Annotated in this window: 19 protein-coding genes; 10 read left to right on the plus strand and 9 right to left on the minus strand. The window is 60.3% G+C overall.

Features of this window, described 5'->3' with window-relative positions; translation table 11 throughout:
* The first annotated feature begins 7 nt into the window (after positions 1 to 7).
* The 3 genes from recR (at position 8) to murI (ending at position 1,881) form a co-directional block, all read left to right on the plus strand.
* The gene (recR, locus tag MRX98_RS15295; RefSeq protein WP_246911456.1) at positions 8 to 607 is read left to right on the plus strand and encodes a recombination mediator RecR; all 600 of its coding nucleotides are present in this window, start codon (positions 8 to 10) and stop codon (positions 605 to 607) included.
* Positions 597 to 1,001 (plus strand): YkgJ family cysteine cluster protein, encoded by a 405-nt coding sequence (locus MRX98_RS15300; RefSeq protein ID WP_246911466.1) that lies wholly within the window; start codon positions 597 to 599, stop codon positions 999 to 1,001. Before recR ends, MRX98_RS15300 begins: the two co-directional genes overlap by 11 nt.
* Before the next feature lie 94 nt (positions 1,002 to 1,095).
* Positions 1,096 to 1,881, plus strand: coding sequence for a glutamate racemase (gene murI, locus MRX98_RS15305; RefSeq protein ID WP_246911469.1), 786 nt, complete (start codon positions 1,096 to 1,098; stop codon positions 1,879 to 1,881).
* Positions 1,882 to 1,890: 9 nt separating this feature from the next.
* Here the strand turns inward: murI and MRX98_RS15310 are convergent, their stop codons facing one another.
* The 7 genes from MRX98_RS15310 to MRX98_RS15335 all read right to left on the minus strand — a co-directional run bounded on the left by MRX98_RS15310 (position 1,891) and on the right by MRX98_RS15335 (position 9,519).
* The gene (locus MRX98_RS15310; protein WP_246911471.1) at positions 1,891 to 2,448 is read right to left on the minus strand and encodes a response regulator; all 558 of its coding nucleotides are present in this window, start codon (positions 2,446 to 2,448) and stop codon (positions 1,891 to 1,893) included.
* A gap of 39 nt (positions 2,449 to 2,487) precedes the next feature.
* Positions 2,488 to 3,426 carry a CheR family methyltransferase gene (locus MRX98_RS15315; protein WP_246911474.1) on the minus strand — a complete coding sequence of 313 codons (939 nt, stop codon included), beginning with the start codon at positions 3,424 to 3,426 and terminating at the stop codon, positions 2,488 to 2,490.
* Between the two features lie 44 nt (positions 3,427 to 3,470).
* Positions 3,471 to 4,613, minus strand: a complete 1,143-nt coding sequence (locus MRX98_RS15320; RefSeq protein WP_246911477.1) for a protein-glutamate methylesterase/protein-glutamine glutaminase — start codon at positions 4,611 to 4,613, stop codon at positions 3,471 to 3,473.
* A complete protein-coding gene (locus tag MRX98_RS22070; RefSeq protein ID WP_281432375.1) occupies positions 4,610 to 4,741 on the minus strand; it encodes a hypothetical protein in 132 nt (43 codons plus the stop codon). The genes MRX98_RS15320 and MRX98_RS22070 overlap by 4 nt, the downstream gene beginning before the upstream one ends.
* Positions 4,731 to 5,177: a chemotaxis protein CheW gene (locus MRX98_RS15325; RefSeq protein ID WP_246911485.1), complete on the minus strand. Its 447-nt coding sequence runs from the start codon at positions 5,175 to 5,177 to the stop codon at positions 4,731 to 4,733. Before MRX98_RS15325 ends, MRX98_RS22070 begins: the two co-directional genes overlap by 11 nt.
* Positions 5,178 to 5,238: 61 nt before the next feature.
* A complete protein-coding gene (locus tag MRX98_RS15330; RefSeq protein WP_246911493.1) occupies positions 5,239 to 8,574 on the minus strand; it encodes a hybrid sensor histidine kinase/response regulator in 3,336 nt (1,111 codons plus the stop codon).
* 180 nt (positions 8,575 to 8,754) lie between these two features.
* Positions 8,755 to 9,519: a response regulator gene (locus MRX98_RS15335; RefSeq protein WP_246911496.1), complete on the minus strand. Its 765-nt coding sequence runs from the start codon at positions 9,517 to 9,519 to the stop codon at positions 8,755 to 8,757.
* A 322-nt stretch (positions 9,520 to 9,841) separates the two neighbouring features.
* Here MRX98_RS15335 and MRX98_RS15340 point away from each other — a divergent pair, with 322 nt between their 5' ends.
* The 3 genes from MRX98_RS15340 (at position 9,842) to MRX98_RS15350 (ending at position 11,814) form a co-directional block, all read left to right on the plus strand.
* Positions 9,842 to 10,240, plus strand: a complete 399-nt coding sequence (locus MRX98_RS15340; protein ID WP_246911499.1) for a YeeE/YedE thiosulfate transporter family protein — start codon at positions 9,842 to 9,844, stop codon at positions 10,238 to 10,240.
* Between the two features lie 119 nt (positions 10,241 to 10,359).
* Positions 10,360 to 10,887 (plus strand): DUF6691 family protein, encoded by a 528-nt coding sequence (locus MRX98_RS15345; RefSeq protein WP_246911502.1) that lies wholly within the window; start codon positions 10,360 to 10,362, stop codon positions 10,885 to 10,887.
* A 27-nt stretch (positions 10,888 to 10,914) separates the two neighbouring features.
* Positions 10,915 to 11,814, plus strand: coding sequence for an LOG family protein (locus tag MRX98_RS15350; protein WP_246911510.1), 900 nt, complete (start codon positions 10,915 to 10,917; stop codon positions 11,812 to 11,814).
* Positions 11,815 to 11,891: 77 nt separating this feature from the next.
* Here the strand turns inward: MRX98_RS15350 and MRX98_RS15355 are convergent, their stop codons facing one another.
* Both MRX98_RS15355 and glk read right to left on the minus strand, forming a co-directional pair.
* Positions 11,892 to 13,463 carry a glycogen synthase gene (locus tag MRX98_RS15355; RefSeq protein ID WP_246911512.1) on the minus strand — a complete coding sequence of 524 codons (1,572 nt, stop codon included), beginning with the start codon at positions 13,461 to 13,463 and terminating at the stop codon, positions 11,892 to 11,894.
* A gap of 10 nt (positions 13,464 to 13,473) precedes the next feature.
* Positions 13,474 to 14,475 carry a glucokinase gene (glk, locus tag MRX98_RS15360; protein WP_246911515.1) on the minus strand — a complete coding sequence of 334 codons (1,002 nt, stop codon included), beginning with the start codon at positions 14,473 to 14,475 and terminating at the stop codon, positions 13,474 to 13,476.
* 661 nt (positions 14,476 to 15,136) lie between these two features.
* On the opposite strand from glk, the gene MRX98_RS15365 reads away from it, so the two are divergent.
* The 4 genes from MRX98_RS15365 to glgA all read left to right on the plus strand — a co-directional run bounded on the left by MRX98_RS15365 (position 15,137) and on the right by glgA (position 23,785).
* A complete protein-coding gene (locus tag MRX98_RS15365; RefSeq protein ID WP_246911518.1) occupies positions 15,137 to 17,122 on the plus strand; it encodes an alpha-1,4-glucan--maltose-1-phosphate maltosyltransferase in 1,986 nt (661 codons plus the stop codon).
* A gap of 81 nt (positions 17,123 to 17,203) precedes the next feature.
* Positions 17,204 to 20,566 carry a maltose alpha-D-glucosyltransferase gene (gene treS, locus MRX98_RS15370; protein WP_246911524.1) on the plus strand — a complete coding sequence of 1,121 codons (3,363 nt, stop codon included), beginning with the start codon at positions 17,204 to 17,206 and terminating at the stop codon, positions 20,564 to 20,566.
* Positions 20,567 to 20,603: 37 nt separating this feature from the next.
* Positions 20,604 to 22,583 (plus strand): 1,4-alpha-glucan branching protein GlgB, encoded by a 1,980-nt coding sequence (gene glgB, locus MRX98_RS15375; RefSeq protein ID WP_246911525.1) that lies wholly within the window; start codon positions 20,604 to 20,606, stop codon positions 22,581 to 22,583.
* The gene (glgA, locus tag MRX98_RS15380; protein WP_246911543.1) at positions 22,580 to 23,785 is read left to right on the plus strand and encodes a glycogen synthase; all 1,206 of its coding nucleotides are present in this window, start codon (positions 22,580 to 22,582) and stop codon (positions 23,783 to 23,785) included. Before glgB ends, glgA begins: the two co-directional genes overlap by 4 nt.
* Positions 23,786 to 23,793: the final 8 nt, after the last annotated feature.

A 23,793-nucleotide genomic window follows, 5' to 3' on the forward strand; every position in this document is an offset into this window, starting at 1 on the left:
ACACACCATGGAGCAATATCCCGATTCCATACGCCGGTTGATCCGCAACCTGGCCAAGTTGCCCGGCGTGGGCGAAAAGACCGCCGAACGCCTGGCCATCCATATTTTGCGGCGCCCTGTCGCCGAGGCGCGGGACCTGGCCGAAAGCATTACGACGGTCAAGGAAAAGGTGCGCCTGTGCACCCGCTGTTTCGGTCTCAGTGACGGCGCGCTTTGCCGTTATTGCCAGGACAGCGGGCGCAATGAACGATTGCTGTGCGTGGTGGAACAGCCGGCCGACATGATCGCCATCGAAAAATCGGGGGCCTTCAACGGTTTGTACCACATCCTGGGCGGCGCCCTGGCACCCATGGAGGGGGTCGGCCCGGACGATTTGCGCCTGAACGAATTGCTGGCGCGGGTCCGCAACCGGGAAGTGGACGAGATCATTCTGGCCACCGGCACCGGCGTGGAAGGCGAGACGACGGCCGGTTACATCGCCCGACAGCTGGCCGACACCGGGGTGCGGCTGAGCCGCATCGCCTCCGGCGTGCCGGTGGGCGGCGATCTGAAATATGTGGACAAAAACACCCTCAAATGTGCTTTGGACGGTCGCCATGCCCTCTGATGCCACCACTGTCGGCGACCTGTTCGAATGCACCCAATGCGGCGAATGTTGCAAAGGGTACGGCGGCACCTATGTGACCGATGCGGACATTCGCAATATCGCCGCCTTTCTCAATATGCCGGCCGAGACGGTGCGACGGCGCTACTGCACCTTGTCAGGCGGCAAACCGCTATTGGCCCAGGCGGACAACGGATATTGCGTCTTCTGGGATCGGATCTGCACCATCCATCCGGTCAAACCGCGGATGTGCCGCCATTGGCCCTTCATTGCCGGCGTTTTGATCGATCCGCTCAACTGGCGCACCATGGCCGACAGTTGCCCCGGCATCCATCCCGATGTGGATGAAGCCACCCTGCGGCGATGGGTCGCGAAAATGATGCAGGAGCAGAAGTGAAGCGCCAGATGGCGGAAGACAACCGTTTGCCGGCGCCACGGGCGTGCAGGGCCGCCAAAACCCATGGGCGCCTCGTTGCAACGGGTGGCGTTCGATGATCGGCGTTTTCGACTCCGGCATCGGCGGCTTGACGGTGGTACAGGCCCTGCGGGAACGACTGCCCGGCCACGATATCGTCTATCTGGGCGACACCGCCCGCACCCCCTACGGCAGTAAAAGTGCGGCCACGATCGTCAATTACTCCCTGAACAACACCGATTTTCTGCGACGCCAAGGCGCGCGGCGGATCGTCATCGCCTGCAACACCGCATCCAGTTACGCCTTCGCGGCGGTGCGCGATCACTTTGACGGGCCGGTTTTCGAGGTGATCGGTCCCGGCGCCCGCCTGGCCCTGCAACGATCCCGTTGGGGCCGTGTCGGTGTGATCGGCACCCGCGCCACGGTGGCCAGCGGCGTGTACCCCCGCACCTTCCAGGCATTGCAACCCCAAGCCAAAGTGTATGCCGCCGCCTGCCCCCTTCTGGTGCCGCTGGTGGAAGAGGGCTGGATCCGCAAACCGGAGACGGCCATGATCGTGCGCAAATATCTCCATCCCTTGAAAGTTAAAAAGATCGACACCCTGATTTTGGGGTGCACCCACTATCCCGTGTTGCGCCAGGTGATTCAACGCAAGATCGGTGCCCGGGTGGTGTTGGTGGATTCGGCGGCCGCCGTTGCCGAGCAGGTGCGTGACCATTTGGCGGCAATCCCGGAAGGGGAAGCGCGGGGTGAGGGCGGGGGACGATTGAAAATTTTTGTCACCGATACAGCCGATCAGTTTCGCAAAACCGCCCGTTTGATTCTCAAACAACCGGTGACCATCGAACAGGCCGATCTGTAGACGATCGGTTCAGCATTTGAGGGCCATGTCAATGCGCTGGTCGGCGCTCAGGTCGCTGCGCTCAAGGGTGTCGCGCATGGCGCTGATCCGCTCCTGCAGCTCCGCCACGGCGATCTCCAGGTCTTGGATGGTTTCGCAGGCGGTTTGTTCGGTGATGTCCATGGCCATGCGCAGATCGGCGGCATTTTTCAGCAAGTGGCGCCAATTCTGGATCTTCTCCAAACGCAGAATCAATTCGTCGAAATTGATGGGTTTTTGCAGATAGTCGGTGGCCCCTTTTTTCATGGCCACGATGGCGTTGCTGATGGTGCCGTGGGCCGTGATGAGAATCACTTCCGTTTTCAGGTGATGCTCCTTGGCCGCTTCGAGTACGCCGATGCCGTCGATGCCGCCCGGCATCATCAGGTCGGTCAAGACCACATCGTAACATTGCCGTTGCAGTTTTTCCACGGCCGCCACACCTGTTTCGGCGGTGTCCACCGCATAGGCGGCTTTGCTCAATCGTTTGCTGAGCAGGGCGCGGGTGACGGGATCATCGTCCACCACCAGAATGTTGATTGCTTCCATTGTTGTTCTCCTCCCGGGGCTGAAGCGATGGGCCCCTTTCTACCGCAACTGGTAGAAGATCGATTTCAAATGGCGCTTGGGTATGAAACGGGGGCAAACGCCGGTCAGCGATTCTGTCGATCCGATGATGAGATAACCATCGGGTACCAGGGTGTCGGCGATTTTGTCGAACAGACCCATCCGATCTTCCAGGGTGAAGTAGATGGCCACGTTGCGGCAGAAAATCAGGTCGAATTTGCCCATGCCGGTGAAAGGGGCCAGCAGGTTGATTTTGCGGAAGGTGGCCATGGATCGGATTTCGTCTTTGATTTTCCAGTTGTCGCCGCTGACGGTGAAATAGCGTTGCAGCCGCTCCCGCGGCAGCCCGCGTTCGATTTCGAAGCGATTGTAGATGCCGGAGCTGGCTTGTTTGATGGCCGCGTCGGAAATATCGGTGCCGAGCAATTGGATGTTGTATTTCGGGTTGTTGCCCAAAAGCTCCCGCAAAACGATGGCGATGCTGAACACTTCCTGGCCGGTGGAACAGGCCGCGCTCCAAATCCGGAGCGGCACACTCGCCGCGCTTTTATTGGCTGCGCGCTTGTCGATGAGTTCGGGAATGATTTTGAATTTCAGCAGTTCGAACGGGCTGGTGTCGCGGAAAAACAGGGTCTCGTTGGTGGTGATGGCGTCGATGATCTGGTTCTGCAGTCGCTTGCCGGCGTCCGCCTTTGCTTTTTGTAATAAAGCCGTGAACGAGTCGCATCCTTCCTGCTCCAACAGTCTGCCCAAACGGGTTTCCAGCAGGTAGGATTTGGCGGCCTCGATGTGGATCCCGGTCAGGTCGCGAACATATTTGGCGAAATGAACGATTTCCGCCGGCGTGATTTTCACCTGGCGGCGGATGCCGGGGATGGGTTGGATCCCATTGGCTCCTCCGTTGGCGGAGGTGATGCCGTCACCGATTCGGGCATTACCGCCGGGCATTGGCAAGTTCATGGTTGTTCGGCTTTCCTGGTTGGACGCATGGCTGACCTGTTCGCTTAAGCCCGCAGGGGTTGGCGTTGTACAGTGCCGGCGGAGCGGTAGGCGACGGTTTTGAGGATTTCCGAGGCGATACCGTCCAGCGGTACCACCACATCCACCAAACCGCTCTCGATGGGGGCCTTGGGCATTCCGAAAACGACGCAGGTGGCTTCGTCCTGGGCGATGGTTACGGCGCCGTTGTGCTTCATCAGTTGCAAGCCGACGGTGCCGTCGGATCCCATGCCGGTCATGATGACGCCGGTGGCGCGTCCCACAAAGTGATCGGCCACGGACCGGAACAGATAGTCCACCGATGGTTTGCAATTATTGACCGGGGGCTCGTCGGTGATCTTGATCACCCGCTGCTTGCCGTCGGCGCCGGCCACGATTTTCATCTGCTTGCCGCCGGGGGCGATCAGCGCCACGTTGGGCCACAACGGCTCGCCGCTTTCGGCCTCCTTGACGGATATGGCGCATTTGTTGTCCAGGCTGGTGGCCAGGGACTTGGTGAACAGGGGCGGCATGTGCTGTACGATGACGATGGGCACGCCGATATCGCCGGGCAAGCGGGGCAACATCCGCGCCAGGGCGTTGGGACCGCCAGTGGATATACCGATGGCAACAATGGACGATGGGCCGCTGCGCCCGACGGCCGATGCAACGGTGCGCGGGATCGTCACGGTACGTGGTGCGACCTGCGGTCCGGCCTTGGTCAACGGGCGAAGCCGCTTGCGGATCTGGTGGCTGCGGGCATAGGCGAGGATCATGGGCGTCAGGGCGCTTTGAATGGCCTCGCGGTTCTGGGCCATGGTGCCCGACTGGGGTTTGGGGATGAAATCGAAGGCCCCCAATTCCAGCGCCCGCATGGTCATGGCGCCCCCTTCGCGGGTCAAGGTGCTGAGCATGACGGCACCGACGCCGGGGGCGTGTTGGGACAGTTGCTGCAACACTTCCAGGCCGTTCATCTCGGGCATTTCGATGTCCAGGGTCAACAGGTCGGGTTTCAACGTGTTGACCTTGTACATCGCGGCCTTTCCGTTGTGGGCCGTCCCGACCACCTCCACCTCGGGCATGGTCGCCAGCACATCACTGACGATCTTGCGGTAGAGTACGGTGTCATCGACGACCAACACGCGCAGTGGTTTGGCAGGCTCGTTCATTTCATGTCCGTTCTGGTGGCCTTGTTGCGCCGGAGATGGGCAGAGACGTCATCATGGGCCGTGGTGTTGCAGCAGTACCGGCGGGCCAGCGCGATGCGCGTGCCGGGAGCGGCCGGTTCAATTCTCATCTGCCAGCACCCGGTCGGCGTCCAGAATGCCGATCAGGCGATCTTCCGTCTTGAAGACCCCCTTGAAGAAGGTGCCTTGCAAACCACCGATGTTGGCCGGCGGGCGTTCCACCTTCTGCCAGTCGGCTTGCACCACATCGCCGATCTGTGACACCAGCAGGCCGATGTACTCATTTTCCGAATTGACGATGATATTGCGGGAGGATTCGTCCACGTCGATGGAGGAGAGGCCCAACTTTTTTCCCAAATCGATGATGGTGACGATCTGACCGCGCAGATTCAAGATGCCCATTACATAATCGGGGGCCTGGGGCACCTGGGTCATTTCCATGATCTTGTTGATTTCCTGCACCTTTAAGATGTCCATGCCGCAAAGTGCATCGCCCACATAGAAGGTGGCCAGCTCCACCGTACCGCCGGCTCTCGCTTTATCCATACCTGTTTTCATCGGATCGTATCCTTTCTGATCAGTGCAACGAGACGACATCCCACGGCCCCTAAGCCGCCGCCTGCAGAAAACCGTGAATACTGCGGATCAGCCGTTCACGATCCAGCTTGATCTGGTAGTCGTCAATACCCACCGCCTTGCCCTTGGCGATGTCCTCTTCTCCCGCCAGGGTGGTCAAGGCGATCACCGGCAGGTGGGCATAGCGCGCACTCTCCTTGATTTTGCGCGTCAGGGTGAAGCCGTCCATGTTGGGCATTTCGATGTCGGTCACCACCAGGGAGACGGCTTGTTCGCTTTGATGGAGCAGGTCCCAGGCGATTTGGCCGTCTTCGGCCTCGAGCACCCGGAAGCCCTCTTTTTCCATGGAGCCTTTGACCTGGTTGCGGAAAAAGCTGGAATCCTCGGCGAACAGAATGGTGGCGGCCTCTTGCGCTGCCGCGGATGTCTTTTCCGGCGCCTTGAACCATTGGGGGTTGAGGTGCTGCACGATTTCGTAGATATCCACAAGCAAGGTGGTGTGATCGTTGATGATGGCCGAGCCCATGATGCCGGTCTGGCGCAGGGTGGTGCCGTCGATTTCCAAGTTCATTTCAATGGCGTCCACCGGACCGATGGCCAGCAGGCCGATCTCCCGGCCGCCCACCACCGACACGATCACCAGCAGTTGCTCCGTATCGGCCAAGGGGCCGACCGAGGCCACCTGGTCGATGCTGAACAGGGGCAGGCTGCCGCCCCGGTATTTCATCACCCGTTGGCCGCCCACCTTTTCGATGTCGCTGCGCTTGATCTTCTCGATGCGTTCGACCAGGCTCAGGGGCGCGGCGAACTGCTCGTTCTCCGCTGCGCGGAACAGCAGCAGGGACTGTTTGTCGCGGGCCGCGCGTTGCGCTTCGGCTTCGGCCTCGGCCACTTCCGAGGCCCGGGCCGTGGCTTCCACGGTGGTCAATCCGCCCATTTGGGCCAGGTTGGAGACATCCAGGATCAGCGCCACGCGGCCGTCGCCCATGATGGTCGCACCGGCGTAGCCTTTGCATTTTTTAAGATCGCGCCCCAGGGGCTTGACCACGATCTCTTCCGAGTCGAGCAGGTGGTCGACCACTAGGCCGTACTTCATGGCACCCGTGGAGACCACCACGACGTTAAGGGCGCCGGCGGCATGGAAACGGCGATCCTTGCCGTGCCGTGCATCGTCCGTCGGATTGGAGGGAGCGGCGGCGTCCGCATCGGCAACCGCGGCCATTTCTTCCGCCGGTATGGCGGCACTCTTTTTGGAACGCCGATCCGCCAGGGTTGTGCGTCGATCCGGTTTTTGTTCCCCGCTTTCGGGATCGGTGTACAGCGGCTGCACGCCGATGATGTCCGCCAGGCGGATCAAGGGCAGCAGGTTGCCGCGCAGGCGCACTACGTCGGCATTGCCGACCCGTTCGATCCGTTTGCGCACCTGGTTGGCCGGTATGCGCAGCAGCTCTTCCAGATTCACTTGGGGAATGGCGTAGCGTTCGCCGCCGGTGACCACGATCTGGCAGGGAATGATGGCCAGGGTCAACGGCAGCTTGATGCGGATGGTGGTGCCTTTTCCGGCCTCCGAGTCGATATCGATGATACCGCCCAGTTGGTCCAGGTTGGTTTTGACCACATCCATGCCCACGCCGCGGCCCGAAACATCGGTGATGGTTTCGGCCGTGGAGAAGCCGGGCAGAAAGATCAGGTTGGCCTTTTCCCGCACGGACATCACCTTGGCCTGCTCTTCGCTGATCAACCCCTTTTCCACCGCCTTGGCGGCGATGGCGCGGCCGTCCAACCCTTTGCCGTTGTCCGATATTTCGATATTGACCTGGCCGGCTTCGTGGTAGGCCCTGAGAAAGATCTGTCCCACGGGGTTCTTGCCGGCCCGTTGCCGTACCGCCGGTGTTTCGATGCCGTGGTCCACGGCATTGCGCACCAGGTGGGTCAAAGGATCGCCGATGGCCTCGATGATGGTTTTGTCCAGCTCCACATCCTGGCCTTCCAGGGAGAGCTCCACCTGCTTGCCCAGGGTGCGGGCCAGGTCGCGTACCACGCGGGGAAACTTGTTGAAAACGTTACCGATGGACTGCATGCGGGTGAGCATGATGGCTTCCTGCAGCTCGGAGGTGATCAGGTCGATGCGTTGACCGGCCGTTTCAGAACCGCGGGCGTCGGTGGAGGCCATGGATTGCAATAATTGGTTTCGGCTGAGCACCAACTCGCCGGCCAGCGTCATGAGTTGGTCCAGCAGACTGACGTGCACCCGCAGACTGGTTTCGTGCTCGAATTTGGTCGATTTTTTGTCGGCGCCGTTGGCGGCGGCCGTTTCCCGGGCGCTGGCGACTTGTTCCATGGGCATATCTTCCATATCATGGGTGGCAACGATGGCCGAATTGCCCGATGCCTCGGCGGGGACGGGCGCGGCGGTGGATGGGATCGGATCCGGGGCCACGTCATGTCCGTCCAAGGATGCGGTGTCCGGCCGGTCAGTCGGTTCTTCCGGCAACGGTTCGCCGTCGATGGGATACAGGCGGTGATCGTTGCGCAGTTCCAGTATGCGGTCCGTTTCGATCTCAAACAATACATTGATATCTGAAGGTTTCAAGATGGTGGCGAAGAGAAACAGCAGTGTGGGCATATCCGGTGCCCAACCCTCGTCCAATTCCGCCGAGGGTTGCAAATCGAAATTGGCGCCGACGATGGCACCGGTCTGTTCCATCTCTTCCAGCAAGCCGCTGCAACTTCTATTCCGAGCGCGCAGGTGCTGCGCCACATCGATGCACACCAGGTAAACGCTTTTGCCTTGCTCCAAATGGTCGGCAACCAAGTGCTGTGCGACGGACAGTGTCTCCCGGCCATCGGGAAATGCAAGGGACAGGTCCGCGTCGCTCTTTTTGTCTTGCTCGGGCGGCGATGGCGACGGCTTTTCGGTTTTGGTCTTGACGGCTTTTGCCGCCTTGGCCGGCGGGGACGGTGCTTCGACCTGTTCCTGATGGGCATGCAGCACCGCGCGCAATGCTTGCAGCTGGTCGGCGATATCCACGTCGTTGCTGTTGAGGATGTCGTTCATCAAAGCCTTCAGGGCATCGGCCGCCGTCAACAGCACGTTGATGATATCGGGATTGGGGATGATTTCGCGGTTGCGGATTCTGCCCAGGATATCTTCCATTTCATGGGTCAAATCCTTGATGTTGGTCAACCCCATGAAACCGGCCCCTCCCTTGATGGAGTGGGCGGCCCGATACACTTTGTTCACCCGCGCCTCGTTGATATCGGCCCCATCGGCCTCGATAGCCAACAAGTCGGTCTCGATATCGGCCAGATGCTCCAGGGACTCTTCCAGGTACATCTGCAGGGTTTCATCATCTTGAATCGTCATGGCGGCAACTCCTTTTCGTCGCAAAAAATCGGACCCTCGTAACCGGGCGGCACTCATCCGGCCGGAACAGCTCGCCGGCGTCCCGAGACACGCCGGTCCTATCCCTCTTTATCCGCGCAATAGCGGAAAACTTTAGCTCTATTGTGGACCACCGACGGCATTCATGGTTCATGTTCAAACCTAAGGGCTCGCGAAAAAATCCGCCACGGCTGCCGACAACGATGGCTGGGTCACCAGCGTGCCGGTTTCCTGGAAGCCCTGCAGCGAACCTTGCTGAGACGCCGTGGCCACCAGTCGGATGTCCAGCTTGGCCCGCAGGCAAAGGTTGATCACTGCCAAAAGGGCCTGCATGGCGGTCATGTTCAAGTTGACGATGCCGCTGAGGTCGATGACCAACTTGCGTGCCCCGGCATCGGTCATTTGGCGCGCTTTGGCTTTCGCCTGCGCCAATACGGTTTCGCTCACATTGCGCGTGATTTTGGTCGGAAGGGTGAGGACCACCACATCGCCGTCCACGGTGAACAGGGCGTCGTGGGCCTCGGCGGGGGCACCGGCGGAAGCGTCGATGCGCTGTTTGAGGTCCGGCAGCACGAGTTGAACCCGTTCAATCAGCTGTTCCCCCTTGAAGGGCTTTACCATGTAGTCTTTCACCCCCATTTTGACGATATTCATCACGTTGTCGCGGCCCGATTCCGCCGTCAGCATGATCACCGCCGTCTCTTTGAGGGTGTCGTCGGCCATCATTTTGCCCAGCATTTCGATACCGGTCATCACCGGCATGGTGATATCGAGGATGATCAGGTCGGGACGCACCTCTGCTGCGAGGGCCAAGCCGTCGCGCCCGTTCTCCGCCTCGAATAGCTCGCATTCGTAGGATTTGAACGCATTTTTCACGATGGTTCGGATGGTCCGACTGTCGTCCACGGTAAGGATCTTGTATGTCATGCCAACACTCCCGCACAGGATTGGATTGGGTGACACCCACGCATCGAAGGTTGGATGGGGGCGTCATAGATCCATTATCGGTATGCTGTAGTTAGACTTTAATAGAGAAGATAGTGTTAAGTGTTAAGTGTTAAGTTTTAAGTTAATGAATTCTATCGATTATAGGGGGGGGTGGGGGGCGGGGGTGGGTGCTGTTTCGATCCCGATCCTGCTTCAACCGGGTTGTGGGTTGCGGTTGAATTGTTCGGGGGGTGCGTATATGATTGGATACGGTTGATGGATATCGACGCTGGCGTTTTCACCATGAAGAAAGGAGGAGCGGATGAAGCAGGATAGCGGTGGTTGGAGCCCTTACATCGCAGGGGGGCTCAGTGGTGTGGTGGGCATCTTGTCGGTTTGGATCGCCGGCAAATATTTCGGGGCGTCCACCTCGTTCGTACGCACAGCCGGGCTGATCGAGCAGGTTTTCGGCGCGGATCGTGTGGCCCAAATGGACTATTTCATCAAAGTGGTGCCGCGGATCGACTGGCAGTGGATGTTCGTGGTGGGCATCTTCCTGGGCGCGATGATCTCCGCCGTCACCTCCGGATCGTTCAAGCTGCAGGCCGTGCCGGACATGTGGGCCCGGCGGTTCGGCGCCGGCAGCGTCGTGCCGCGGGCCTTGACGGCCTTCGTGGGTGGTGTGGTGGCCATGTTCGGCGCCCGTATGGCCGACGGGTGACCCAGCGGTCACGGGTTGAGCGGTTCGCTCCAACTGGCTGTCAGTGGTTTTATCGCTTTGGTTTGTTTTTTCATCGGTGGCATGATCGTGGCCCGTCTGGTCTACGGAGGAGGTGAACGATGAAAATGCTCATCTACGGTTTGGTCACCGGACTCTTTTTCGGTTTTTTACTGCAGAAAGGGCGGGTGCTGCGCTACGACAAGCAGCTCGGCGCCCTGCGCCTGATGGACATGACCATCGTCAAATTCATGCTCAGCAGCGTGATTGTCGGCATGGTCGGCATCTATCTGCTCTACGATCTGGGCATGGTGAAACTCTCCATTAAAGCGACCATCCTGGGACCGGTCATTATCGGTGCGTTGATTTTCGGCATCGGCTGGGGTCTGCTCGGCTATTGTCCCGGCACCTCCATGGGCGCCGTGGGCGAAGGCCGGTGGGATGCTTTGTGGGGCATTTTGGGGATGGTGGTCGGCGCCGCCTTGTTCGCCGAAGCCTACCCGATGTTACTGAGAACGGTCTACACTTGGGGGGATCTGGGAAAGATCACCGTGCCCGAGGTGCTGGGGGTGAGCCACTGGATCATCATTCCCCTTTTCATCGTCGCGGCGGTGTTGATGTTCCGCTGGTTCGAAAAGAAAGGCTTGTAGCAGGTCTGAAGAAAGGCAAAGAAATAAATGGGAAAAAGATCGAAGTTCTTCCCTTCGGCGCGTGAGGATGCCCAGGCCGCCGAACGGAGCGTGAGAACACCCCAAACCCTTTCGCCCGCCTATCGGCTGGCGTTCAACGACAACGATTTTCTGGTCAGGGAAGAGCTTCGACCGGTGCGATTGCAGCTCGAGCTGCTCAAACCGGAACTGCTGCTCAGCGAACGGGGGATCGACGGCACCATCGGGATCTTCGGCAGCGCGCGCATTCCGGAACCGGCGGCCGCCCGCGGCGACCTGGAAAGGGCCGTAGCGGCCGCCGCCGCGGCGCCCGACGATACGGCGGCGGCCAAGGCCGTGCGGGTGGCCCGTCGGCGCCTGGACACGTCCCGTTATTATGACGAGGCGCGCAAGCTGGGCGTGCTCATATCCAACGCCAACAAGAATTCCCAGCGGTTCAACTGCGTGGTGGTGACCGGCGGCGGTCCCGGCATCATGGAGGCGGCCAATCGGGGCGCGCATGATGCGGGCATGCCAAGCATCGGGCTCAACATCGTGCTGCCCTTCGAGCAGAAACCCAACGACTATATCACCCCCGAACTCTGTTTCAATTTTCACTACTTCGCCATTCGCAAGATGCATTTCCTGATGCGGGCCAAGGCGCTGGTGGTCTTTCCCGGCGGTTTCGGCACCCTCGATGAGCTGTTCGAAAGTTTGACGTTGATCCAGACCCAAAAGGTCAAACCGTTTCCGGTGCTGATTTTCGGTAAGGCTTTCTGGGAGCGCGTGATCCATTTCGAGGCCCTGGTGGAAGAAGGCACCATTTCGCCCGAAGACCTGAACCTGTTTCACTATGTGGAGACGGCGGAGGAAGCCTGGGAACACATTGCGCGGCAATTGGGGCACGGGCAAGGGACCGCGCGGGAGTGAAAGAGGCAAAAAGGCTCGCAAGCAGTGGTTACTCGCAGAGGGCCACTTGTTTGCAAGCCATATTGGGTTGACTGGTTTTAACTTGCGTAGAGCTCTTCCAGGTAGCGTTCCGCACTGCGGGGCCAGGGAAAACGGGTGGCGGCGGCGTTGCGGCAAATGGTCCGCCACTGCGCTTTGTCGGTGCTGAAGATCTCCATGGCGCCGGAAAAGGCGTCGATCATGCGGTCCACCTGGTCCGGCAGTCGCTCGCCGTCGAAATGCCAACCGTTGTGGCCGTGGCGGACGGTGTCGCGCAACCCGCCCACGGCATGCACCAGGCAGGGCTGACCGGCGCGCATGGCCAACATCTGGCTGATGCCGCACGGCTCGTAGGAACTGGGCATCAGAAACAGGTCGCCGGCGGTGTAAAGGGCCGCGGCGCAGGCATCCGAATAGCCGTTGAGAAAGAGCAAGTTTCCACGTCGGGCGCCCGTTTGCATGAAGAAGCGTTCGTAATCCCCGTCGCCGGACCCCAGAACCACCAGCAAGCCACCTTCCGGCAAGCGGTCCAACACCCCCTCCAGCCCGCTGCCGGAACGGGTGCCGGCTTCTTTGAGCAGCATCATTTTTTGAGGTTGCAAGCGCCCGATGCTGGTGCAGAGAATCGTCGGGGGACGAGATGCTTGCGCCAGGGCGCTGAGCCGGGCGTGGGCCGTGAAATGCACCGTTCGCAGCGTGTCCGTCGCAGCGGACCAGTCGAGCACAGTGGCTTTGAGAAGGGACCACAGTGCGCCGAAGTCGGGTTCGGTCTGCCGTTTTGTTTCCTCCGGGTAAGCGCAGCCGTTGAGAATGCCATACAGACGGCCTTCGTCCCGCGCCCCGCGCAAATCCCTCTCCAGCCCTTCACCGCCGTAAAAGTGGGGCACATCACTGGGACGCAGCACCTCTTCGGCATAAGTGGGCGATACCGTGTGCACGCGATCGGCCAGGCGGATGCCCAGGGCCATGGGGTTGACGGCGTCCCAGCGAGGGTCGGCTACCGCCGAGCGATCATAGGCAATCCCTGGAAACCAGGCGTGCAGGCTGGACGCATGGTCCTGAAAGGGGCGGATGCCCTGCAAGCCCAGGTTGTGGATGGTGTACACGGTGGGCAGGTCGCGCAGCGACCTGTAGTCCGGGTGAAAGGCGCGCAGGAACAGCAGCAGGGCCGCGTGCCAGTCGTGCAGATGCAGATGGGTCAGGTCCGGGAAAAGGCCCTGGCGCACCCCTTGCGCCACCGTGAGACAGAACAGGGCGAACTTGGTGGCATCGGCGGCGAAAGGCTGGTGGGGCGGGTCGTCCACATAGATGCGATGTGCATTGCGTTCCGCGTCGAAGGCTTCGAAGAGTGGGTGATCGATGACGAAGTGGGTCACACCGTCATGGGGTTGATCGGCCTGGACCCGATGGCCGTAAGCGGTATGAGCGGTGCCGCCGAAGTGCACCGGTAAGGTGACCGGTTCGTTCGTCATCCGCCGATGGTGCAGAAAACCATAGGCCGGCAGGACCACCGACACACGGCAGCCCAGGTCGGCCAGCGCCATGGGGATGTCGCGCACCACATCACCGATGCCGCCCACCTTGGCGCCGTTCAAGGCGCCGTTTTCCGCTGCGACCATTAAAATATGCATGGGCATCACCTCACGGGTTTGAAAAACCGTAGCACGCCGCGCCGAACACCCCCACATCGGGCCGGGTGACCAGGAAGACCGGAATGTTGCGCAGCAAGTCGGTCATGCGCCCCTTGGCGGTGAAGGCCGCCATGAAACGGGGATCGCGCATCTGCTCTGGCATTCGCGGTGGAATGCCGCCGGTAACATAGACGCCCCCCATGGCCGCCACCTTGAGGGCCAGATTGCCGGCGGCGGCCCCCAGAATTTCGACAAAGGTGTGCAGCACCTGCACGCAAAGCGGACACGTCGCCGATTGCGCCAGGGCGGCGTCGACAATGACCGGTGTCGGATCTTCGGCGCCGGTGATTTGGTCATGGATGGCGGCCGAAACCTTGTATTGGTTCAGGCTGTGGAAAAAGTGATAGAGATGGGGAATGCCGATCCCCGAACAGACCCGCTCGAAGCTCACATGTTCGAATTGACGGGAAAGATGACGCAGCAATTGGATCTGAATTTCGCCCCGTGGGGCGAAGCTGACATGCCCTCCCTCGGTGGGATGGGCCGTGGGGCCTTGGGGGCCGTTGACCAGAAAGGCTTCACCGAGGCCCGTGCCGGGGGCGATCACCGCCCGGGTGCCGTCCGACTCTGGTCGGCCGGCATTGAGCACGATCCGGTCATCCGGTTCCAGGTGGGGCAGGGCATAGGCCACCGTCTGCAGATCGTTGAGCAAGGCCACCCGATCCATGCGCAAACGGCGTGCGAGATTCGATTTCTCAATGACCCAGGGCAGGTTGGTCACCTCGACGCGCCCGCCCACCACCGGACCGGCAATGCCGAACACGGCCCGGTGCAGAGCACCGCCCGATACATGTGAAGCCTCAAGAAACGATTGCAAAATGGCTTCCAGGGAATCGAAATCGCGGCTGGCGTAGGTTTGCGAAGCGATCGGCGCATCGGGGCCATGGTCACGATCGAACAGGTGGAGGCGGGTTTTGGTGCCGCCGATATCTCCGACGAGAATCTTCTCCATAAACTGTTTTCCGTAATAGGGGTTTGTTGCGCTGTAGCATAGCGTAGATGGGATGGCGGCGGCAAGATCAGAGATAGAATAGTTTTAAGTGTTAAGTGTTAAGTTTTAAGTTAAGGAATCCTATCGATTATAAGGGGTTGTGGGTAAGCAAGCGGATGGGGCCTTCCACAAATCGTAGGGGCGTATGTTGTCCAGCCCGTAGGAGGCCATTGCACATCCCGGCCGAGGTCACGTTTGAAGGGGAATAACGGGCTTTGATGCGCTTCCTTCGTCAGCGCATCCTATGATCTATGATCCTGACCATACAGGGTATTTTTCACGGTAAAAGGAACATCGTCTGTTCTCACCCGCCGGCGGTTGTTCAACGCTCCATACTGCGCTCGTTCAAAGCTTCCTTTATATGGGTACCGAAACAAGTGGTCTATCTCCGGCGTTGGTCGATGTCTGCAGTAATAGTTGCAGAGGCGACGGGTGTGGTTATAATCTAGTGTTGATAGACACCGAAAAACTGCGCCGTTCACTGATCTTTCCGTTGCCGTCGTCACAGGTTTCACTGCTGCCGTTCGTGGGTCGAGCTCATCATCCGCCGATGCTTGAAGAATCGGGTTCGATTGTCATCCAACAAAAGGGTGCGTCTTGTACGTGCCGCGAGGAGCAGGGGATGGATGCCTTTTTCAAACGTGTGATCATCGAGAACGTGCAGCCGGAAATCGACCACGGTCGGTTTCCGGTGCGCCGTGCCGCCGGGGAAACGGTGCGGGTGACGGCCGATGTGTTTGCCGACGGTCATGACCGGATTGGCGCCGTTTTGTGCCATCGGCGCGCCGGGGAAACGCACTGGGTGCAAACGGCCATGACGCCGTTGGGCAATGATCGATGGGAGGGACGGTTTCGCGTCGATGGCCCGGGCGAGTACGAATACACGGTGCGGGCTTGGGTGGATCGTTTCGCTACCTGGTCGGGCCGGTTGCGGCAACGGATGGCCGCCGGGCAGGATCCGTCGTTGGATTTAACGGAAATGGCCGCGCTGGCGGCCGCGGCGGCCGATCAGGCCGACCTCGCTGGTAACGAGCGTCTGGCCTGGTATGCGCGGCAACTGCAAAACGGCGCACCCGTCGCGGATCGCGTGCAAACGGCGTTATCACCTGAGCTGGCGGATTTGATGGCATCCCGGCCCGACCCAACACAGGAAACGGTCTACGGCAAGCGATTGCGCGTTCGTGTGGAGCGTCCACTGGGCCGCTTCAGCACATGGTATGAACTGTTTCCAAGGTCCTGTGCGCCCGAGCCTGGACGCCACGGCACTTTCCAGGATGTGATCCGGCGCCTGCCTTATATTGCCGGGATGGGTTTCGATGTGCTCTACCTGCCGCCCATCCATCCCATCGGCAGACAACATCGCAAAGGGCGCAACAACACACCTGCGGCGGGGTCGGCGGATCCGGGCAGCCCCTGGGCCATCGGCGCGGCGGAAGGCGGACACACCGGTGTCCATCCGCAACTGGGAACGCTCGCCGACTTTCAGCAACTGATGGCGGCGGCCCGTGACCACGGGATCGAAATCGCCCTGGACCTGGCCTTTCAATGCAGCCCCGACCATCCCTATGTGTCGGCGCATCCCGAATGGTTTCGCCGCCGGCCGGACGGCACCATTCAGTACGCCGAAAATCCGCCCAAGAAATACCAGGACATCTACCCCCTGGACTTCGAAGGCACCCAGGCGCCGGAAATGGCCGAGGCGCTGCTGGGCGTGGTCCGTTTCTGGCTCGATCAGGGGGTGCGCATTTTCAGGGTGGACAACCCCCACACCAAGCCGTTGCGCTTCTGGGAATGGTTGATCGGCGAGGTGAAGCGGCTGCATCCGGATACCATTTTCCTCGCCGAGGCCTTCACCCGGCCGCGCACCATGTATCGCCTGGCCAAAGGGGGCTTCACCCAATCCTATACCTATTTTACCTGGCGCAATCTCAAGTGGGAAATCGAGCAATACTTCAAGGTGTTGACCACGCCGCCGGCAAATGAATTCTTCTGGCCCAATCTTTGGCCCAACACGCCCGATATTCTGCCCGAATACTTGCAGACCGGCGGGCGGGCGGCTTTCATCATCCGGTTGGTGCTGGCTGCCACGCTGTCGTCCAGTTATGGCATTTACGGCCCCGCCTTCGAGCTGTGCGTGGACCAGCCCCGCGAGTCTTTCAGCGAAGAATATCTGGATTCGGAGAAGTATCAGCTGCGGCATTGGGACTGGGACGCCCCCGAGAGTCTCAAGGATTTCATCACGCGGGTCAACCGGATCCGGCGAACCAACCCCGCCTTGCAGCAAAACAGCAACCTGCAGTTTCATGCAGTGGCGCAAGAGGCGATGCTCTGTTACACTAAGCACACCGACGACCTGACCAACATCGTTCTGGTGGTGGTGAACCTGGATCCCCACCATGCCCATGCGGCGTCGGTGCGCCTGCCCCTGGAGGCCTTGGGGCTGGCGGCGGAACAGCCGTTTCAGGTCCACGATCTGATTCGCGATGCCCGCTACCTTTGGCATGCCGGTGAAAATTACGTGGCCCTGGATCCCCGGTCGGTCCCGGCCCACATCTTTCGCATTCGGCGCAAGGTGCGCACCGAGCACGATTTCGATTACTACATGTGAGGGCTTGACCCATCGCCCTGGATGTTGTTCGATTTCATTGACCGCACCCGTAACCGCTTTCCCAGGCGGAGGAAACGATTCATGCCCAACGACGCCAAACAGAACGTATTGCTGCAAGACGATCCGCTGTGGTTCAAAGACGCCGTCATCTATCAGTTGCATGTCAAAACCTACGTCGACAGCAACGGCGACGGCCTGGGCGATTTTCGGGGATTGACCACCAAGCTGGACTATCTGCGCGACCTGGGGGTCAACACCCTGTGGCTGCTGCCCTTCTATCCTTCGCCCCTCAAGGACGATGGTTACGACATCGCCGACTTCTGTAAAATTCATCCATCCTACGGCACCCTGGCCGATTTTCGCAAATTTTTGTCCGAAGCGCACCGGCGCGGTTTGCGGGTGATTACCGAGCTGGTCATCAACCACACCTCCGACCAGCATCCCTGGTTTCAGAAGGCGCGGCGGGACCGACCCGGGGGCAAATGGCGCGATTTCTATGTCTGGAGCGACACATACAACCGCTACACCGAGGCGCGGGTCATCTTCCAGGACTTCGAGAACAGCAACTGGACCTGGGACCCGGTGGCCAAGGCCTACTTCTGGCATCGGTTCTATTCCCACCAACCCGATTTGAACTACGACAACCCGCGGGTCCACGATGCGATCTTCAAGGCCCTCGACTTCTGGATGGACATGGGGGTGGACGGTCTTCGGCTGGACGCCATACCCTATCTTTATCAACGCGAAGGCACCAATTGCGAAAACCTGCCGGAAACCCACCAGTTTCTCAAAAAGCTGCGGGCGCGCATGGACGCCAAATACAAAAACCGCATGTTTCTGGCGGAGGCCAACCAGTGGCCCGAGGATGCGGTCAAGTATTTCGGCGACGGCGACGAATGTCACATGAGCTTTCACTTCCCTCTCATGCCGCGTCTCTACATGGCGCTGCACATGGAGGACCGTTTTCCCATCGTCGACATCCTGGACCAGACACCCGCCATTCCCGATAATTGTCAGTGGGCCATCTTCCTGCGCAACCACGATGAATTGACCCTGGAGATGGTGACCGATGAAGAGCGGGACTACATGTATCGCTTCTACGCCAAGGACCCCCGCATGCGGCTCAACCTCGGTATCCGGCGGCGGCTGACACCGCTGCTGGGCAACCATCGGCGCCGCATCGAACTGATGAATGCGCTGCTCTTCTCCTTGCCGGGAACGCCGGTGATTTACTACGGCGACGAGATCGGGATGGGGGACAACATCTTTCTAGGTGATCGCAACGGCGTGCGCACGCCCATGCAGTGGAGTGCCGATCGCAACGCCGGCTTTTCCCAGGCCAATCCGCACCAGCTTTACTTGCCGGTGATCATCGATCCCGAATACCACTACGAGGTGTTCAATGTGGCGGCTCAAGAGAACAACCGCCACTCCCTGCTCTGGTGGATGCGGCGCATCATTTTGCTGCGCAAGCACATTCCGGCCTTCAGTCGAGGCCACCTCACCTTTCTGGAGCCGGACAACCCCAGAATATTGGCCTTCACCCGATGTTACCAAGACCAATGCATATTGGTGGTGACCAATTTTTCACGCTATGTGCAGTATGTCGAACTGGATTTGAGTGACCATGAAGGCAAGGTGCCGGTGGAGGTTTTCGGCAACACCGCCTTTCCGGCGATCAAGGCCCATGGGGGATACCCCCTCACGCTGGGCCCCCACTCTTTTTACTGGTTCAGCTTGCAGCATACCGGGATCCTGGACGCAGACGATGCTCCAACGGCCGATTCGGAGCAACTGCCCTTGTTGGAGACCCGCCGCTCCTGGAGGGAGGTACTGGACGATTCGGCCAAGGCGCTGACGCCTCTACTGCCGGCGTACATACGCTTGCAGCGCTGGTTCGGCGGCAAGGGACGCCGGATCAAGAAGGCCACGGTTGTTGAAATGCTGCCCGTACAGGGCATCGATTTGGAGGCATTTCTCCTGCTGGTGCAGCTGGCCTATACCGATGGCAGCGACGAAACCTATCTTCTGCCCCTGGCCCATGTCGATGCAGCACTCGGGGAAACGTTGCACCAGGACCATCCGCGGGCGGTATTGGCCATGGTGCGCAGCGGAGCGCAAGAGCGGTCGGGGATGCTGGTGGATGCGCTCCTGGTGGCACCCTTTTGTGAAGCTGTACTGCGCATGGTGGCCCGACGCGGCTCGAGCAAGGGCGGTGGCGGCATAATGGCCGCCGTTGCGACCCGGGCCTTCAAGCCGCTTTACGAACCTTCTGCGGTTTCATCTTTCGAGAGTCGGCCGCTCAAGGCCGAACAGAGCAACAGCTCTGTTGTCTACGGCAATCGTTTCATTCTCAAATGGTACCGCCGGGTGCACGAGGGGCGCAATCCGGATTTGGAAATGGGGCTGCTGCTGACAAACAGGGGTTTTGAACACATTCCGGCGGTGGCCGGACACCTGGAATATCGCCGCCCCAATGCAACGCCCGACACCCTGGCGATGCTCCAGGCCTATGTGCCCAATCAGGGCGATGCCTGGGCCTACACGCTGGAAAACCTGCATCGCTTTTTCGAGCAAGTGGTTGAAAATGACCGGCGGTGGAAACCGGCACTGCCCACCGCCACCCCGCTGTGCCTGGCGGATGGAACGATTCCGTGCGAGGCACTCGACCGCATCGGGATGTATGCCGAGGCCGTGCGCCTGCTGGCCCGCCGTACCGCCCGGATGCACATCCTGCTCGCCGGTGCAACCGAGGACGACCGCTTTGCCCCGGAACCTTTTTCCAAGCTGTACCAGCGCGCGCTCTATCAGTCGATCCGTTCTTTGACCATCACCGTGTTGGCCCGGCTCAAGAAGAAAATGCCTTCGCTGGCGCCGCAACTGCAAGCCGCATGTCGCCGGGCGGTGGCTTTCAAAGAAATCGTTATCGAGCGCATGGGCGTTTTGCTCACGCAACGTCTGGAGGCACAGCGACTGCGTTGCCACGGAGATTACCACCTGGGGCAACTCTTGTTCACCGGTAAGGATTTCGTTATCATCGATTTTGAGGGCGAACCGGCGCGCACTTTACAAGAACGACGAATCAAACGCTCTCCTCTGCGGGATGTGGCCGGCATGTTGCGCTCCTTTCAATATGCCGCCTACAGCGCCCTCATGGAGGAAGAACGGCGGGGCCTCTTCCGCCCCGAAGAGCGATCTTTCGCCCATGCCTGGGGCGAGTACTGGCAGCGTTGGATCAGTGCCATTTTTTTGCAGCACTATATCGAGGCGGCGGCGCCGGCCGGATTTCTGCCGGCCGATCAGGACCAACGGCAGTTGCTGCTCGATGTGCTGCTGATCGAAAAAGTGATCTACGAATTGGGCTATGAACTCGACAACCGTCCCGAATGGCTGCCCATTCCCATCCGCGGATTGCGCGATGTGTTGAGAGTGGATGGTTCTTAGTGGTTGGGGACGCAGCCTGAATTCGAAGGGGGGGAATATGGGATACTCATCCAAAGAAGGGCCGGCGGAAGAAAAGGCGGCCGAAACGGTGCGCTACGATTTCACCTTGTTGAGTGAGGATGATCTGTACCTGTTCAACGAGGGAAGCCATTTCCGGCTGTATGAAAAGTTGGGCGCCCACCCGGCCTCCCATGACGGCAGGGACGGGGTCCACTTCGCCGTCTGGGCCCCCAACGCCGAGGCGGTCAGCGTCATCGGCGATTTCAATCAGTGGAATCAGCGCCGTCACCCGTTGCATCCGTTGCAGCAGTCGGGCATCTGGACCGGTTTCATTCCGGGCCTGGCACCCGGGGCGGTGTACAAATACCATCTGGTGTCCCGGCACAATCAATACCGGGTGGACAAAACCGACCCTTTTGCCTTCTACCATGAGCTGGGCCCCCGGCCCGCCTCGGTGGTATGGGATATGCGTTACGAATGGCAGGATCGGGGCTGGATGGCCGGCCGTGGTGCCGTGAACCGTTTGGAAGCGCCCATTTCGCTCTATGAAATGCACTTGGGCTCCTGGATGCGGGTGCCCGAGGAAAAGGATCGCCCGCTGACCTACGATGAGCTGGCGCCCCGCCTGGTGGACTACCTGCGCAAGATGAACTTCACCCACGTGGAATTTCTGCCGGTGATGGAGCACCCCTTTTACGGCAGTTGGGGCTATCAGTGCCTGGGCTACTTCGCGCCCACCAGCCGTTATGGCCCCCCCGAGGCCTTCATGCGTTTGGTGGATCGACTCCACGGGGCCGGTTTCGGCGTGATCCTGGATTGGGTGCCTTCCCATTTTCCATCGGACGAACACGGCCTGGGCTACTTCGACGGCACTCACCTTTTTGAACATGCCGATCCCCGCAAAGGGGTCCATCCCGATTGGAAGAGTTTGATTTTCAATTACGGTCGCCGCGAGGTGGTCAGTTTTCTGATCAGCAGCGCCCTTTTCTGGCTGGACAAGTACCACATCGACGGATTCCGGGTCGATGCCGTGGCCTCCATGCTCTACCTGGACTACTCCCGCGCCGAGGGGGAGTGGATGCCCAATGTTCATGGCGGCAACGAAAACCTGGAGGCCATCGATTTTCTCAAACGGTTCAATGCCGAGGTCCACAGCGAATACCCCGGCGTGCTGACCGTGGCCGAAGAGTCCACCTCCTGGCCCCAGGTGTCGCGTCCCATCTATCGCGGCGGCCTGGGGTTCGATATGAAATGGGACATGGGATGGATGCACGACACCCTGCAATACTTCGCCAAGGACCCCGTTCACCGCAGTTATCATCACGACAAATTGACTTTCCGCATGCTCTATGCCTGGCATGAAAACTACCTGCTGCCCCTCTCCCACGACGAAGTGGTGCACGGCAAGGGGTCGCTGGTGGGCAAGATGCCCGGCGACGCTTGGTGCCGCTTCGCCAACCTGCGCCTGTTGTTCGCTTATATGCACGCCCAACCGGGTAAGAAGCTGATGTTCATGGGCGGCGAGTGGGGTCAGTGGCAAGAGTGGTCCCACGACCGCAGTCTGGATTGGCATCTTTTGGAGGAAGGCCTGCATGCCGGCCTGCAACGCTGGCTGGAAGACCTGAATCGGTTCTACCGTGACCAAGCCGCCATGCACCAACTGGATTGCCGACCCGAAGGGTTCGCTTGGATCGACTGCAACGACGCCCACCAGTCGGTGCTCAGTTTGCTGCGCAAAGGCAAAAAGGTCCATGAGCAGATCATCGTGGTGTGCAATTTCAGCGGCACCCCGCTGCACAACTACCAGGTGGGCGCCCCCCAAGGCGGTTTCTGGGCCGAAGTGCTCAACAGCGACGCGCAGCAGTACGGTGGCAGTAACCAGGGCAACCAGGGTGGTGTGGAGGCGGCCCCCGTGCCGGCCCACGGCTTGCCCTACAGCTTGACCATTGTGTTGCCGCCGCTTGCGGCGGTGTTTTTCAAAAGGGCGCAACCGCCTGTCAAAGGAGATACGGCATGAAGATATTGTTTCTGTCCAACGAGTATCCGCCCCACATCTACGGCGGCGCCGGGGTCCATGTGCAACACCTGGGCGATGCGCTGTTGGCGGCCGACAATGGCGCGCACCGACTGGAGGTGCTCTGTTTCGGGGATCAGGACGTTGACCGGGAACGGTTGCGGGTCAGCGGGATCGGCGGACGGGAGTGGCCCGGATTGCAGCGCGGCCGCATCCTGGATCCCCTCTATCGCAACCTGGTGATGAGCGGCATGGCGACGGCGGCCGATGTGGTTCACTGCCACACCTGGTACAGCTACCTGGCGGGCTGCCTGCTCAAGCAGATGCTGCGCATCCCCCTGCTGGTCACCACCCACTCCCTGGAACCCCACCGCCCGTGGAAACAAGAGCAGTTGGGCGAAGGCTATTACGCCTCCATGTGGTTGGAGCGCACGGCCATGGAGAATGCCGACGGTATCATCGCCGTTTCCAAGGCCATGAGCGAAGATGTGCAAACCCTCTACGGCGTGGCCCCGGACAGGGTCAGGGTCATCTACAACGGCATCGATACCGACCGTTATCGTCCCACGGAGAATCCCGCCGTGCTGACCGCCTATGGTGTGGACCCCCAAAGGCCCTACGTCCTGTTTGTCGGCCGTTTGACCCATCAGAAGGGCATTCTGCACCTGGTCAAGGCCTTGCCCCACTTGCAACCCGGTACCCAGGTGGTGCTGTGCGCCGGCGCGCCGGACACGGAAGCCATCGCCCGGGAAATGCGCGATCAGGTGGCCGCCGCCCGTGAAACCCACGACGGACCCATCGTGTGGGTGTCGGACATGGTGCCCGAGAAGGACCTGGTAGTGCTCTACAGCCAGGCGGCGCTGTTTGTCTGCCCGTCGGTGTACGAGCCGTTCGGTATCATCAACCTGGAGGCCATGGCCTGCCACACGCCGGTGGTGGCCGCCGCCGTGGGGGGCATCCCCGAAGTGGTGCGCCATGGCGAGACCGGGCTGCTGGTGCCCTTTGCGCCCGCGGGTCCCGAGGACCCGGAGCCTTTGGATCCCGAAGCCTATGCCAGGGATCTGGCCGCGGCGATCAACGAATTGCTGGCCGCGCCCGAAAAGCGGCGTTTGATGGGCATCGCCGCCCGCCGTCGGGTGGAAGCGCATTTCAGTTGGCAGCGCATCGCCGCGCAAACGTTGCAATTCTACCGGGATCTGGTTTAAGGACCTTT

Origin of the sequence: Desulfatitalea alkaliphila, assembly GCF_022968795.1 — a bacterium.
Lineage (GTDB): Bacteria > Desulfobacterota > Desulfobacteria > Desulfobacterales > Desulfosarcinaceae > Desulfatitalea > Desulfatitalea alkaliphila.

Bases quoted from the DNA above. Each gene is read 5' to 3' on its own strand.
- recR (WP_246911456.1), top strand. From the start codon at position 8: ATGGAGCAATATCCCGATTCCATACGCCGGTTGATCCGCAACCTGGCC.
- MRX98_RS15300 (WP_246911466.1), top strand. From the start codon at position 597: ATGCCCTCTGATGCCACCACTGTCGGCGACCTGTTCGAATGCACCCAA.
- murI (WP_246911469.1), top strand. From the start codon at position 1,096: ATGATCGGCGTTTTCGACTCCGGCATCGGCGGCTTGACGGTGGTACAG.
- MRX98_RS15310 (WP_246911471.1), bottom strand. From the start codon at position 2,448: ATGGAAGCAATCAACATTCTGGTGGTGGACGATGATCCCGTCACCCGC.
- MRX98_RS15315 (WP_246911474.1), bottom strand. From the start codon at position 3,426: ATGAACTTGCCAATGCCCGGCGGTAATGCCCGAATCGGTGACGGCATC.
- MRX98_RS15320 (WP_246911477.1), bottom strand. From the start codon at position 4,613: ATGAACGAGCCTGCCAAACCACTGCGCGTGTTGGTCGTCGATGACACC.
- MRX98_RS22070 (WP_281432375.1), bottom strand. From the start codon at position 4,741: ATGAGAATTGAACCGGCCGCTCCCGGCACGCGCATCGCGCTGGCCCGC.
- MRX98_RS15325 (WP_246911485.1), bottom strand. From the start codon at position 5,177: ATGGATAAAGCGAGAGCCGGCGGTACGGTGGAGCTGGCCACCTTCTAT.
- MRX98_RS15330 (WP_246911493.1), bottom strand. From the start codon at position 8,574: ATGACGATTCAAGATGATGAAACCCTGCAGATGTACCTGGAAGAGTCC.
- MRX98_RS15335 (WP_246911496.1), bottom strand. From the start codon at position 9,519: ATGACATACAAGATCCTTACCGTGGACGACAGTCGGACCATCCGAACC.
- MRX98_RS15340 (WP_246911499.1), top strand. From the start codon at position 9,842: ATGAAGCAGGATAGCGGTGGTTGGAGCCCTTACATCGCAGGGGGGCTC.
- MRX98_RS15345 (WP_246911502.1), top strand. From the start codon at position 10,360: ATGAAAATGCTCATCTACGGTTTGGTCACCGGACTCTTTTTCGGTTTT.
- MRX98_RS15350 (WP_246911510.1), top strand. From the start codon at position 10,915: ATGGGAAAAAGATCGAAGTTCTTCCCTTCGGCGCGTGAGGATGCCCAG.
- MRX98_RS15355 (WP_246911512.1), bottom strand. From the start codon at position 13,463: ATGCATATTTTAATGGTCGCAGCGGAAAACGGCGCCTTGAACGGCGCC.
- glk (WP_246911515.1), bottom strand. From the start codon at position 14,475: ATGGAGAAGATTCTCGTCGGAGATATCGGCGGCACCAAAACCCGCCTC.
- MRX98_RS15365 (WP_246911518.1), top strand. From the start codon at position 15,137: ATGGATGCCTTTTTCAAACGTGTGATCATCGAGAACGTGCAGCCGGAA.
- treS (WP_246911524.1), top strand. From the start codon at position 17,204: ATGCCCAACGACGCCAAACAGAACGTATTGCTGCAAGACGATCCGCTG.
- glgB (WP_246911525.1), top strand. From the start codon at position 20,604: ATGGGATACTCATCCAAAGAAGGGCCGGCGGAAGAAAAGGCGGCCGAA.
- glgA (WP_246911543.1), top strand. From the start codon at position 22,580: ATGAAGATATTGTTTCTGTCCAACGAGTATCCGCCCCACATCTACGGC.